General features: G+C 58.3%; 4 protein-coding genes. 1 reads left to right on the forward strand and 3 read right to left on the reverse strand.

Annotation, left to right across the window (positions count from 1 at the left end; genetic code table 11):
* Window positions 1-55: 55 nt before the first annotated feature.
* The 3 genes from ACW17M_RS22650 to ACW17M_RS22660 all read right to left on the reverse strand — a co-directional run bounded on the left by ACW17M_RS22650 (window position 56) and on the right by ACW17M_RS22660 (window position 6,067).
* Window positions 56-3,121: an AAA family ATPase gene (locus ACW17M_RS22650; protein ID WP_457548137.1), complete on the reverse strand. Its 3,066-nt coding sequence runs from the start codon at window positions 3,119-3,121 to the stop codon at window positions 56-58.
* Window positions 3,118-4,266: an exonuclease SbcCD subunit D gene (locus ACW17M_RS22655; protein WP_457548138.1), complete on the reverse strand. Its 1,149-nt coding sequence runs from the start codon at window positions 4,264-4,266 to the stop codon at window positions 3,118-3,120. The genes ACW17M_RS22650 and ACW17M_RS22655 overlap by 4 nt, the downstream gene beginning before the upstream one ends.
* A 151-nt stretch (window positions 4,267-4,417) precedes the next feature.
* Window positions 4,418-6,067, reverse strand: coding sequence for a DASS family sodium-coupled anion symporter (locus ACW17M_RS22660; protein WP_457548139.1), 1,650 nt, complete (start codon window positions 6,065-6,067; stop codon window positions 4,418-4,420).
* Between the two features lie 302 nt (window positions 6,068-6,369).
* Between ACW17M_RS22660 and ACW17M_RS22665 the strand changes: the two genes are divergently transcribed.
* A complete protein-coding gene (locus tag ACW17M_RS22665) occupies window positions 6,370-15,006 on the forward strand; it encodes a GH36-type glycosyl hydrolase domain-containing protein (RefSeq protein WP_457548140.1) in 8,637 nt (2,878 codons plus the stop codon).
* Window positions 15,007-15,075: the final 69 nt, after the last annotated feature.

Genomic DNA, 15,075 nt, shown 5'->3' on the forward strand with positions numbered 1-15,075 from the left:
AACCCAGCATGAACCAGGCCTTGTAAGAAAACTGCCTGCACTCGGCCATGCGGCGTTAAAGAAATACGCCCTTTACTTCCACAGAGCTCCCGTGGCGGCTGGCACTTACGTCTATACGAACTGGCATTTGCTCTTTGAGTTCGCTGACATGGGAGATCACCCCAATCATGCGCCCGCCCATTTGCAGTTCGCTGAGCATGGCAATAGCTTGATCCAGCGCATCCTGATCCAGGCTGCCAAAGCCCTCATCGATAAATAGCGTATCCAGTTGAATACCGCCAGCGTACGCCTGCACTACATCCGAGAGCCCTAGCGCCAGCGAGAGCGCAGCCATAAAAGACTCCCCGCCAGAGAGTGTCGCTACCGAACGGTTCTTGCCGGTGTAGGTGTCGGCCACATCAAGCTCCAGACCCGACGCTCTGTTACCTTTGGAGGGATCTTCCCGACGCACCAACTGATAACGCCCGCGGCTCATGCGCACCAAACGCTCCGAAGCTTGAATCAATACGTCATCCAGCAGCACACCCAGCACAAAGCGCTGCAGGCTAATACGGTGCCCCGTACGACCATTAGCGACCTCGCTGAGCGTGCCCCACAGCTGATACTGGGCTTCGAGCTCTGCCTGCGCCCTGTGGGCAGTCGCAAGCTTTTGACGAATACCGCGCAGCGTGGTCAGCCTCCCATCCAGCCCCCGCCACGCCTCTAGCTGGGTGTTCTCTTCGACCTGGGCCGCCTCGGTTAGGCTGGTCAACGCGGCCATATTCGGCGGCGTTTTTTCCGCAAGCTGAGTTTGGTAGTTCTCCAGCGCGCCTTCAAGCTCGGCCAGGCGGCGTTGGTACGCCTCTACTTGGCGAGTCAACTCTTGCCGCTGGGTATCATCCAACTGCGCAGCCTGAAACGCTGCTTCATCTTCAAAGGGGCTGGCCTGCAGGGCGGCTTGCCACTCAGCTTGCACCTGCTGAAGCGTCTGCTCGCTACGTTCGATTCGCTCGTTCGCACCGCGTAGCTGCTCTTCCGCCCGCGCCAGTTGGGTTTGGCTGGTCGAGAGCATCTGCTGGGCGCTCTCCCAGGCTTTTTCGAGCTGTGCGATCTGGTGTTCAAGCTCAGTGAGGGTTCGGCGCATTGCCTCAGGGTCGCGGGCATCTTCCGGCAGCGATTGGCTCAGTTGATCGCGCTGACTCTCTAGGCGCAACGCGTCCTCTTTTGCCTTCTCCACCGCGGGCCGTTGGGTTTTAAGCTGCTTATCCAGCGCGCCCCACTCGCGGCGCAGCGCTTCGCGAGCAACGGTTTGCTGGCTAATCTCACGTTCAACGCTTTCCCAGCGCTGCACTTGGCGGCGCAAGCCTTCGCAGGCATTTTGCAGTTCAAGCAGCGGTTGGCTAGCCCACTCGCCCAGCTGTTGGGTAAGCCGCTGGGCCTGCTCTGTATTGTAGTTAATCTGCTGAGTGAGCTGATGATGGTAACGCTCGGCGCTCTGTTGTGCTTGACGAGCCTGCTCTTGCGCCGCCCTGGCTTCTTCAACCTGCGCTTGGCTGACCACGTCGGCACTGTTAACCGCTGGGGCTGGATGCTCCAGGCTGCCGCACACCGGGCAAGGGACATCCTGTTCAAGGGTGAGCGCTAACAGCGCGGCCTGCCCCTGGTGCCAACGCATCTCCTGCTCAGTGGCGTGGCGTTGCGCTCGTTCTGCTTCGCTTTGCTGGCGGTTGAGTGCCTCCGTCGCCTGCTGCTGTTGGCTGGTTAACTCATGCGCTTGCCGGGTGAGTTCATCCAGCTCTTGGCGCTGGGTCAGCAGGTCGTTATGTCGGCTGAGCTCAGCGGGGGCGCTGGCCAGTTGCTGAAACTCTGTCTGTAAGCGTTCCAGGTTAACGCTAATCGCTTCGCCCTGCTGGCGAATGTTATCTAGCTGCGCCTCATCACGCTTGAGCGCACTATCGGCTTGTTGCCAGGTGGCCTGCGCCGTTTTAAAACGCGCCTGCAACTCGCTTAACTGCTGGCTTTTATGAATAAATTCGCCCAATTGGCGATGCCGTTCACGGAGCGCGGGGAGCTCTGCCTGACGCTGGCGTGCCACTTCTAACGCCTGCTGCGCCTGTTCGGCGTTAGTACGTTGAGTGGCTAATTCGGCTTGCGCCTGTCGCTGATCGGCCTGGGCGGTGATCAACGCCTGCAGCGCTTGGTCTAAGGCAGCTCTCTGTGGGCGCAGCGCCTGGGCGTGGGTGCTTTGCGCTAAGCGCTCCTTAGTGCTTTCTATCTGTGTGTGCTGCTCAAGATGACGGGCTTTATCCGCCGCCAGCCGATCGCGGGCCTCAAATTGACGCTGCAGCGCCAGCGCCTCATCGCGCTGCTTTTCGGCGCTACGGCGCTGCTGCTGCGCGGTTTCAAAACGTTGCCGCGCTTGGTCTACCTGGGGTGTCAGCGCTTCAAGCTCTTGCGCTAACGCGGCTTCGCTCTCAAGCTCCCCCCCGGCGAGGATGCCGCTGATATGCTGGCGATGATCACTCACTGCCCGCTCGATTTGATTGGCCTGGGTGCGCAGGCGCTCTTCGATGCGCTGAAAAATCTGGGTTTGAAACAGCTGGGAAAAAATCACTTCGCGCTCTTTGGAGCCTGCCAGCAGCAGTTCGCGGAACTTGCCCTGGGGTAGCACCATCACCTGACGAAACTGGTTGGCATCCAGGCCGATCAGGGTTTGCAACTCCGCGGTGGCATCATTGACCTTGCGTGCTACCAGGCAGGATTCCACTTCACCCTCTGCCTTTAATCGCCACAGCTGGGCTTCTGCATTATGGGTGGTCGTCCCTTCGCCGCGAGCCTTGGGGCGCTCCTGCTGGGGCACCCGGCGAACCCGGTAATCCACGCCGCGCAGGCGAAAATCCAGCGTCACTTCCGTTAGCAGCGAAGCGTCAGCCTGGTCGCAACGCATCTGCGCCGGATCGCGTTCATTGCCCGTGGTTTGGCCGTAAAGCGCAAAACAGATGGCATCAAGAATCGAGCTTTTACCGGCGCCGGTAGGGCCATTAATCAAAAACAGTGGGCTTCTTCCCAGCGCGGTGAAGTCGATGGTCTCACTGCCCGCAAAGGGCCCGAACGCCTGCATGGTAAGGGTTAGAGGTGTCATCCCTGAGCCTCTTCGTCACGACTAAGCTCGCCTATCAGTTCGCTTATCGCCTCGGCTTGTTGGTCGGTCATGGGCTCACCGCTGGTTTGGGCGAAAAAGTCACTGAACATATCCAGTGCGCTGAACTTCAGCCGCTCACGGTCAAGCTGCTGATTACCCTGGGCATCCAGCATGCCGGGCTTCTCGAGATGTAGCACGTTGGGATACACCTCACGCAACTTGCCCATGGGGTCGAGAATGGCGTGGCGATCGGTTAACCGCACCAGCAGGTAATCGTCGGCATTGGCGTCTGTTCGGCCCTGGGCAATCAACGTATCAATCTCGCCCTCAAGTACGCGTACTTCACGACTGGGTATGAGGGAGATCTGTTGAACCTGGGTGACGCCAGTCGCGCCGATATCCACCAGCGTCACGCCTTTACGCTGGCTGGCTTCGGAGAAGCTATATTTGAGCAGCGAGCCGCTGTAGCGAATATGTTCACCGCCGCGGTACTGAGGGCCGTGAAGGTGGCCAAGCGCCACATAGTCAAAGCCTTGCATAGGCTCCCAGGCGACGCTTTCGGCGCCGCCCAGGGTCAGCGGGCGTTCAGAATCAGAGGCGCTGCCACCATCCACAAAGCAGTGACTCATCAAAATGCAGGGGCGTGTGGGGTGACGCTGCTCTTCGATGCGCTCAACCAGATAACGGTGGGCGCCGTCAAAATCACGCACCTCAACGTTGAACTGGCTGCGCACATGCTCGGGATCGGCGTAGGGAATACCGAACACATCCATCTCAGCGCCCTTAATCGTCAGCGTTACAGGTGTGTCAAAATCAGCTAAGTCGGAAAGAATATGCAGACCGGCCTGACGCAGGTGGCGCGCGCCGAAACGAAGCCGCTCAGCACCATCGTGGTTACCTGAAATCATGATCACCGGCAGCTTGCGCTCCTCGCAGAGCGCGTGGAGCACCTCATCCAGCAGCGTTACCGCCGCCGCAGGCGGCACCGAACGGTCGTAGATATCGCCCGCAATCAGCACCGCATCGACGTTTTCCCGGTCGACAATCTCGATAAGCTGGTCGAGCACATCGCGCTGATCATCCAGTAACGACAGGTTGTGGAACAGCCGCCCCAGGTGCCAATCGGCGGTGTGAAGTAGACGCATAACAGGCTCAGCAAAAAATAGTGTAGCGGCATGATAACAACCCGATACTCAATCTACCCACAAAACTCCTCACCTACATAAACGACCGACAAAAAGCCCCGCTCAATGGCAGGGCTAATCGTTTCTCTAAAGGCTCTAGGCTCAACCAGCGCTAGCGACGGAAGGCGTCTGGATAGCTGGTGAGATCAACTCCCCACATGACCGGCAGTAGGAAGTAAACCGCCGCCACAATCAGCAGCATGGCGATGATGTTGATCCAGAAGCCGGTGCGCACCATCTCGATAATTTTCAGTTTGCCAGTGGCGAAGATGATGGCGTTGGGCGGCGTACCAACAGGTAGCATAAAGGCACAGTTGGCGGCCATGGCGGCGGGCACCATCAGCACGAAGGGGTGGATATCCAGCGCCAGCGCCAGCGACGCCAACACCGGCAGAATCATGGTGGCCGTGGCGGTATTCGAGGTGATTTCGGTCAAGAACAGCACCATGCCGGTCGCCAGCAGGATGACCAACAGGAAGTTGGCGCCTTCCAGCACGCTCATTTGCCCACCGATCCACTCCGCCAGGCCGGAAGAGCCGAAGCCTGCGGCAATTGCCAAACCACCTCCGAACAACAGCAGAATGCCCCAGGGTACGTCTTTCGCCACGTCCCAGCCCAGTAGGCAGCCACCTTTATTTTTGGAGGGAATCAAAAACAGCAGCAGCGCAGCGACAATCGCGATCATGGTGTCATTGATGCCGGGGATATTGATGATCTGCCCCTGCCACAAGAACGAGCGGGTGATCCACATAAAGGCAGCGAACAAAAACACCACCAGCACCGCTTTCTCTTCGAAGCTGGTGTTACCCAGCGCCGCTTTTTCTTTGTTAATCAGCTCTCGGCCACCTGGTAGGTGACTAAAGTCAATGCGGAAAAACACCCGCGTAAGTAGCAGCCAGGTGATAACTAGCAGTACACACACAATGGGAAATGCAAACATGAGCCAACCGGCAAAGGAGATCTCAATGCCAAACAGCTGATTTACAATTGCGGCGAGTATGATATTCGGAGGGGTTCCAATGAGCGTGCCCAGGCCCCCAATGGTACCGCCATAACCGATACCAAAAATCAGCGCTTTGCTGAACTTATCGATTTCGACACTGTGGTCGCCGTCACTTTTCGCCAGCTCTTGACTCACCTGATACACGATAGCGGTACCGATCGGCAGCATCATCATGACCGATGCGGTGTTGGAGACCCACATGGACAAAAAGCCCGTCGCGGCCATAAAACCAAACACGATGCTATTAATACTGGTGCCCAACACGGCAATAATCGACAGCGCGATACGCTTGTGAAGATCCCATCGCTCCATTGCCAGCGCGATCATAAAACCGCCCAGAAACAGGAAAATGATCGGATTACCGTAGGCGGCCGTAACGGTATTGCCATCCAAAGCGCCGGTAATCGGTAAAAGCACAATGGGTAGCAACGAGGTCGCGGGAATCGGAATAGCTTCGGTGATCCACCATACGGCCACCCACAGAGTGGTAGCGAGCACCATACGCCCTTCAAAGCTTAAGTCTTCAGGGTGAAAGAACATCACCACAAAAGCGAACAGCAGCGGACCAAGCAACAGGCCAATCTTCTGCGGCGTGGTGTAGGCAGGCGGCTTAGGTTGAGGGGAAGGATTACGCTTGGTATTCGAAGCCGCGGCGTTGGCGGCCCCGCCCGTAGGTAGCGCGCACATCAATAGTTTTTTGGCTTGGTAGTGGGAGTGCCATAGCTGATCCCATACCGTCATCAGGGCAGTTTTATGCATACAATTTGCGCCACTTACGGTCAGAGTGAAAAGAACAAATCGAGGATCAACATTCCGATATATATGCCGCACGATGGGCGACACGGAACCTCCTTTGGCGCCCTTTATTAACTGCAATAGGCAATTAGTCCAGTGATTTGCCATTAATTACAACCAAAGTCTAACAACTTTAGTTTAACTATGCGCAAATACTAACAGTGACATAAGCGCAATGTGCGCTAGCGCACGGACGAAATCTCACATCACGACCATTGTTCTGGTAAGGAAGCATCGTTGGTGCACCGAGGTGCATTCTCACCAGGATGGAATCTGTGAAACAACTTCTCCGTTTTGTGCGTCCGCACCCTACGTTTGCAGCGCCGTGGAACTCGACTAGCCCCGTCAGGGAAGAGCTCTTCAGCGCAGAGCGACTTGAACAGCACGCCGGCAGCTTGGCGCTTAACCAATCAGTGACCAGCACGCCACCCAAGGTAGTTTCGTTAGCAAGACGGCTCAACGATAACGCGCGCGCTTTGCTGGACGTTTACCGCGCCAGTGCCACAGCGCTGGCAGGTGGGCGAGAAATTGTGCCTGCCGCCGCTTGGCTGCTCGATAATTACCACCTAATTGAAGCGCAAATTCGTGAGATACGCAGCGACCTCCCCCCTGGGTATTACCGCCAGCTACCGAAGTTAGCCAACGGGCCTTTTGCGGGCTACCCGCGTGTATTCGGTATCGCCTGGGCCTTTGTGGCGCATACCGACAGCCATGTCGACCTGGATAATTTGCAGAACTTTATCACCGCTTATCAGCGCGTTCAGTCATTGACCATTGGCGAGCTCTGGGCAGTGGCGATCACGCTACGCATTGTGCTGATCGAGAACCTGCGACGCCTTGCCGACCAAATTATCAGCGAACAAACCGCAAGGGACGAAGCCGATGCATTGGCCGCTAAATGGCTAACGCCCACGGATCGGCAAACCTCCCAGGAACGTCATACCTTTCACTTGGAAACCAGCACGCTCAATATTCATAAAGGGCCATTAGCAGAGCCCTTCACCGCTCAGCTCGCTAAGCGGCTACGCGGCTTAGACCCCCGCTGCAGCCCGCTGGTAGGTTGGCTAAACGAGCAACTTAGCCAGCAGGGTGAAAGCATTGACGACATGGTTCAGCACGCTCAGCAGCGCCAAGGCGCCGCCAACGTAACCGTGCGCAATATCATCACCAGCATGCGCTTCGTTTCCAGCATCGACTGGGCGGAGCTGTTTGAGAACGTTAGTTTAGTGGATAGCCGGTTACGCCAGCAAAGCCACTTCAGCCAGCTCGATTTCCCCACCCGCAATCAGTATCGCAGCGCCATAGAACAACTCGCCCGTGGCTCTCGTTTCAGCGAGTTTGAGGTAGTCGAAGCGGCGCTCTCACTCTCCCAGCAGGCAGGGGACGCCACCAGCGACCCGGCCGAAGCTGCACGCCGGGGAGACCCTGGCTACTTCTTGGTGGGCTCAGGGCGGATAACCCTTGAGCGGCAGATACGATTTACCCCCTCCTCACGCCAATGGCTGCGCCGGACACTCATTCACCACGGCATTCGCAGCTATATCGTACTGATGGCCGTGGTGACATTGAGCCTGATGACGCTGGCCGGCGGGCTGCTGCTTTCGTTGCCGCTGGCGATGGGTGATGTACCGTTACCCTGGCTTATGCTGCTAGGGGCGTTCGGTTTCCTGCCCATTATGGAAGTCGCGACGCTGATCGTGAACCGCCTGATTATCTACTCTATCGACGCTCAACCGCTGCCTGGGCTCGACCTTGCCAAAGGCATTCCGCCACAGTTAAGAACCCTTGTGGCGGTGCCTACGCTGCTGACCAGCGAAGAAGATCTGCGCGAACAGATTGAGCGTCTTGAAGTGCACCACTTGTCCAGCGGTGAGGGGGCGCTTGGCTATGCGCTGCTGCTTGACGGCGTGGATGCCCCCCAAGCGGAACTCCCCCATGAGGCCGCGCTGTTAACGGCTGCCCAAGCAGCGGTGGAGCAGTTAAATAAGCGTTATTGTCCTCTCGCCCTGGATAGCGATAAACGCTTCTTTTTGCTTCATCGGCGGCGGGTATTTAACGCAAGCGAGAATACCTGGATGGGGTGGGAGCGTAAGCGGGGCAAGCTACACGAGCTAAACCGCCTACTACGTGGCGCCACGGACACCACCTTTATCGAGCCGCCGCCACTGCCCAGTGACGTGCGCTACGTCATCACTCTAGATGCCGACACTCGCCTGCCCCGGGGCGCAGCCAGCCGGTTGATCGGTAAAATGGCGCATCCGTTAAACCGGCCACGAATGGATCAACAACTACGCCGGGTCGTGGAGGGGTATGCAATACTGCAGCCTCGAGTGACGCCGTCGCTGCCCACAGGGGGCGAAGGCTCCATCTACCAGCGGCTATTCTCCGCACCGGGGGGTATCGATCCCTACGCTGCCGCTATTTCAGATCTCTATCAGGATCTGGTCGGCGAAGGCTCGTTCGCCGGTAAAGGTATTTATGAGATTGATGCCTTTGAAGCCTCGCTGGCTGGCCGAGTGCCCGACAATAGCCTGCTCAGCCACGATTTGTTCGAGGGTGTATTTGCCCGTGCGGGACTCGCCTCCGATATCGAAGTGATCGAAGACTTCCCGGCCCGCTATGATGTAGCCGCCAAGCGTCAGCACCGCTGGACACGCGGTGATTGGCAACTGCTCCCTTGGCTAATCGCCCCGGCGCTGCCGCTCACTGGGCGGATGAAAATGCTCGGCAATCTGCGCCGCTCGGTAACGCCACCATTAGTGCTGGCAAGCCTTGCGGTTAGCTGGCAGTTGCCGCTGAGCATGGCGATCACCAGTACACTGCTACTACTGGCCGTTGTCGGGGCACCGGTGTTGCTTTCCCTAACGGTCTCATTCGTTCCCTTCCGAGCTTGGTCTAGACTACGCCACCACTATCACCTTTGGTTTGACGAGTTAAAGCTGGGTAGCGCGCAAATGCTGCTACTGATCCTGTTTTTGCCTGACCAAGCGTGGCGCATGCTGGATGCCATCGCCAGAACGCTCGTCCGTGTTCTGGTCACCCACCGGCGTCTACTGGAGTGGACATCTGCCGCCCAGTCGATGAAAAGCCCGCCACTGACCGTACTGGGATTCTATCAGCGCATGGCCCCAGGCACCGCACTGGGGCTAGCGGTGGTGATCAGTGCGCTCTGGACAGCCAGCCACACATGGCCCATCACACTGCCCATGGCGCTACTGTGGATGGCGGCACCAGCAGTGGCAGCCTGGTTAAGCAGCAGCACAAGCGCCGTTGTCCAACCCACCATCTCAGAAGAAGAAGCCCTTGAGCTACGGGTCATTGCTCGGCGAACCTGGCGCTTTTTCGAAACCTTCGTCACCGCCACCGATAACCGCTTACCGCCGGATAACTTTCAGGAGGATCCCCAACCCGCCCTCGCCCAGCGCACCTCGCCGACCAATATGGGGCTCTATCTGCTCTCCACCCTGGCGGCACGGGATTTCGGCTGGATTGGCACCCATGAGACGCTTGAGCGGCTTGAAACCACCCTGGGCGTAATGCTGGGGCTACCCCGCTATCGTGGGCACTTCTATAACTGGTACGCCACCCACGACCTGAGCCCGCTTAACCCCCGCTATGTGTCAACGGTGGATAGCGGCAACCTTGCAGGGCACCTTATCGCGATCGCCAATGCCTGCGAAACCTGGCAGACGGCAGGCTTTATAACTGACCCACGCGTAGGCATCGCCGACACCCTAAACCTGGCCCGTCAGACACTTAAACAAGCATCCACTTTGTCGAAAGAGTTCACGGCTCAGCTTAGCGTGCAGTTGGAGACCATAGACGCTCAGTTGAAAGGCAACGTGATGTCGTCGGGATGCTTGGCAACTATCGCCGCATTGACGGATAGTACGTTAACGCTGGTGTGCACTCCCCTCAGCGAGCATAGCGACCCATACAGCGAAGACCTGCTGTTTTGGTTGCAAGCCCTGCACGCCTCAGTGGCGCAACACGGCTATGACCGGGAAACCCAGCCAAACCTTGAAGAGGGTGCACTCGCGCTACGCCTGCAACAGTTTGCAGACTCTGCGCGACGCCTGGCACTGGGCATGGATTTCGCTTTTCTACTCGATAGCGAGCGCCAGCTGTTGTCGATTGGTTATTCGCTGGACGACAACTGCCTGGATACCAGCTGCTACGACCTGCTGGCCTCCGAGGCGCGCCTGGCTAGCCTGTTTGCGATTGCCAAAGGCGATATTCCCACCCGCCACTGGTTCAAACTCGGCCGTGCTGCCACCCCGGTCACCTTTGGCTCGGCGTTGATCTCCTGGTCGGGGTCGATGTTTGAATACCTGATGCCTTCGCTGGTGATGCGCGCCCCTGGGGGCAGCCTGCTGGAGCAAACCAACCGGCTGGTGGTCAAGCGTCAAGAGACCTACGCCGCCCAGCTCTCCGCTCCTTGGGGTATTTCCGAATCTGCTTATAACGCCCGTGATCGGGAATTCACCTATCAATACTCTAATTTTGGGGTGCCGGGGTTGGGGCTTAAACGGGGGTTATCGGCAGACCTGGTTATTGCGCCCTACGCCACCGGGTTAGCCGCCATGGTTGACCCCAGTGGCGCCTGTCGTAACTTCAAGCGATTGGCGGAGATGGGCGCATTAGGCCGGTATGGCTTTTATGAAGCGCTCGATTTCACCCGTTCGCGGCTACCCGCCGGTGAGAAAGTGGTGATTGTGCGCAGCTTTATGGCCCACCATCAGGGCATGACCATCGCGGCCATCGCTAACACCCTGCACCACGGCCAGATGCGCGCTCGCTTTCATCGCGAGCCGATGATTCAAGCCAGCGAACTGCTGCTTCAAGAACGGGTTCCGCGTAACGTAGCGATTGCCCACCCCCGCGCTGAAGAGGTGAAGTCAAACGCGAGCCAGACGATTAACGAAGCACAAACCATTCGCCGCGTTTCTACGGCGGCCAGTGGGCCGCCCGTTACCCATTTACTCTCCAACGGCTGCTATTCGGTGATGCTAACGGCCACAGGCGGTGGTTACAGCAGATGGCGAAACATCGCCATTAGCCGCTGGCAGCCTGATGCCACCCGCGATCACTTAGGCAGCTTTATTTTTCTACGCGATGCTAAACACCCTGGCGTGTGGACTGCCACTGGGCAGACGGCGGCACACCCGGCCGGCGCTAACGATGAGCATAGCCATGCGCTATTTGCTGAGGATTATGCCCGTTACAGCCATCGTCATGACGACATCACCAGCCATTTGGAGGTGTTGGTTTCCGGCGAGGATGACAGCGAAGTTCGCCACCTTTCGCTCACTAATAGCGGTCGTCACGCCCGGGACATCACGATCACCTCCTATCTAGAATTAGTCTTGACCGCTCCCAGTGCCGACAATGCGCACCCTGCGTTTGCCAAAATGTTTGTGGTCACCGAGTATCTAGAGGCCTTCAACGCCTTGATCGCCACTAGGCGGCGACGCTCACCCGATGAAGAGCAGGTATGGGCGGCTCACTTTGCGGTGGTAGAGGGCGACACCGTGGGCGAGCTGGAGTTCGAGACTGATCGGGCCCGGTTTTTAGGCCGCGGCCGAAGTACGCTGCATGCCTCAGCGCTGGCAGAGGGCCAGCACCTTTCAAGCAGTGTTGGTAGCGTACTGGATCCTATTTTTGCACTGCGCTACTGCCTGCGCGTGGTCCCCGGCAAAGCGGCCCGAATCGCTTACTGGACTGTGGTCGCCTCCTCCCGTGAGGCGCTGATGGATCTAATTGATAAACACCACGACCGCAGCGCCTTTGAGCGCGCCAAAACCCTCGCCTGGACTCAGGCACAGGTGCAGCTTCGCCATTTGGGCATTCAGCCTGAAGAAGCCGCCGACTTTCAGCGTCTTGCCGCGCCAATTCTTTACCCTGATACCCGCTTTAGAGCGCCTGCCGAAGCCATTGAGCGTGGTGCCGGGCCGCAGTCGCGACTCTGGCAACACGGCATTTCCGGTGACCTGCCGATAATTTTAATGCGCATTGATAGCATTGATGACATTGGCCAGGTACGCCAACTGCTCCGTGCCCACGAATATTGGCGCATGAAGCGGCTGGGCGTGGATGTGGTGATTATCAATGAGCGCTCCTCCTCCTATATTCAGGATCTGCAGCAGGCCATTGAAACAGCGGTGCTTAGCAGCCAAACACAACCTCGTCTTAAAAAAGATTTCGCTCAGGGCGCCGTGATTGCATTGCGTGCCGACCTAATAAGTCTGGAAGTACGTATGCAGCTTCAGTCGATCGCCTGCGTTGCATTAATGGCCCATCGCGGCAGCATAGCGAATCAATTAGCCTTGACGCTGCCCACACACCTTGCCACAACACCGCCCCAAGCGTTGGTCAAACGTCCCCTACCCAGGCACACCCCGCTCAATGCCAGCGAAACGCCACTCCCAACGCTTGAGTTTTTTAATGGCCTGGGCGGCTTTGCTCAGGATGGTCGTGAGTACGTCACGGTACTTGAGGCAGGGAGCTCCACGCCCGCGCCGTGGATCAACGTGATCGCCAACTCAGGCTTCGGCTTTCAGGTATCAGCAGAAGGCGCAGGCTATGTATGGGCGGATAACAGCCGCGAAAACCAGCTCACAGCCTGGTCAAACGACCCCGTGATGGATCCAAGTGGCGATGTGATCTATGTTCGCGATGAAGAGACGATGGCGCTCTTCACCGCGACTGCCCGACCTTTGCGGGATCATGGCCGCTACATGGCACGACACGGCTTCGGCTATAGCCAGTTCGAGCACCAAGTGGATGGGATCGCTCTGGAGCTTCTGCACTTCGTGCCCCTAGAGACCCCGCTAAGGATTTCACGGCTACGCCTTAGCAATCACTCCGGGCGACCACGCAAGCTCTCGGTGACGGCTTATGCCGAGTGGGTGCTAGGGACTTCACGTAGCGGCTCGGCGCCTTTTCTGATCTCGCACCCAGACGCCGACAGCGGCGCGCTGCTGGTGGAGAATCCCTGGAATATAAATTTCCCTGGCCGGGTAGCGTTTCTGGATATCGGCACCCAACCAACTTCCTGGACGGCTGACCGCTGTGAATTTATCGGCCACGGCGGTAGCCTGGGGGCGCCCGCGGGGCTGCGCAGCCAGGCTCCGCTTTCCGGCACCCACGGTGCGGGGTTGGATCCCTGTGCCGCACTTAACCGCAGCGTAACGCTAGGGGCAGGAGAAAGCGTCGATATCGTTGTACTGATGGGGCAAAGCAGCTCAACCGCTGAAGCCAAATCGCTGATCGCGCGGTATCGCCAGGCGGACATTGACGCGGAGCTCGCACTGGTCACTGCGCACTGGCAAACGCAGCTTAACGCGGTACAAGTGGCCACCCCTGACCGCGCCATGGACATCATGCTTAACGGCTGGCTAATGTACCAAACCATTGCCTGCCGAATCACCGCGCGCTCAGGGTTTTACCAAGCCAGCGGCGCCTATGGTTTCCGCGACCAGTTACAGGATGGCATGGCGTTAACCTTCACCAGCCCCGAAACCACTCGTCAACACCTGCTCCGCGCCGCCTCACGCCAGTTTGTCGAAGGCGATGTCCAGCACTGGTGGCTGCCCCACTCCGGCCAAGGGGTGCGTACGCGTATTTCCGATGACCGGGTCTGGCTGGCTTATGCCTGCGCCCGCTATATTGCCACTTCCCACGACACCGCCGTGCTCGACGAGCCGGTGAGCTTTCTCGAAGGGGCCGAATTAGCGCCTGAAGAGCACGATTGCTTTTTTCAGCCGATGATCGCAGGGGAAATCGCCTCGCTGTTTGAGCACTGCGCCCGAGGCTTGGATCAAAGCATTGATCTAACCGGCGAGCACGGCTTACCGTTGATCGGTGGCGGTGATTGGAACGATGGCATGAACCGCGTTGGCGAAGCGGGCGAAGGTGAAAGCGTATGGCTTGGCTGGCTGCTGGTGCATACCCTGGAGCTGTTTCTACCCTTTGCCCAGCAGCGCGAAAAGCAAGCGCCTTCAGCGGCTAAGGACTCAACCACACTGGACTCAGCCACAATGGACACTCCACGCGCCGAGCGTTGGCGCGCCCATATCACCGCGCTGCGTAGTGCGCTGGAAAGCAACGCCTGGGACGGCCAGTGGTACCGCCGGGCGACCTTTGATGACGGCAGCTGGCTGGGCAGTAAAGGGAGCGACGCCTGCCAAATTGATTCGATTGCCCAGACCTGGGCGGTACTCTCGGGGGCAGCAGACCCCCACCGCGCAGCCCTCGCCATGGCGTCACTGGAACGTGAGCTGATCAGGCACGATGAGCAGCTTGCACTGCTGTTTTGGCCCCCCTTCGATCAGCCCCAGCGCGACCCAGGCTATATCGGCGGCTACCCGCCCGGCATGCGCGAGAACGGTGGTCAATATAGCCACGCCGCAATGTGGGCAATTCTCGCCTTTGCCAAGCTCGGCGAGGGCAGTAAAGCGCATGGGCTTTTTGCGCTACTCAACCCAATCAATCATGCCCGCACCGTCGAGGAGGTCGCTCGTTATCAAGTAGAACCCTATGTGGTGGCCGCGGATGTCTATTCGGTTGCGCCTCATACCGGACGCGGCGGCTGGACATGGTACACAGGCTCAGCGGGCTGGATGTATCGCGCCGGGGTGGAGGGCATTCTGGGCATTCGCCGAGAAGGTGGCTGGCTGGTGATTGCTCCCTGCCTTCCCCACGACTGGCCAGGTTTTAGCGCAACGCTAACCATTGCCGCCACCCACTACGCGGTTAAGGTTACCACCACCGATGAGGCACCCAGCGCGCAGCTCGATGGCCGAATACTGACCCGTCAACAAGGTGAAGTACGCATTCCGCTGGATGGCAAACGACATCAGTTAGAGGTATTTATCAAGCCAAACACAGTCGCTGAAAAGTAACGGAGGCAGGTCGTAGCTGATAGAATACCGCCCCTTTCAGGCGCGTTAGCGGCTAAACGCCGATACGCC

This window comes from Vreelandella sp. 2A-K22 (genome assembly GCF_054065485.1).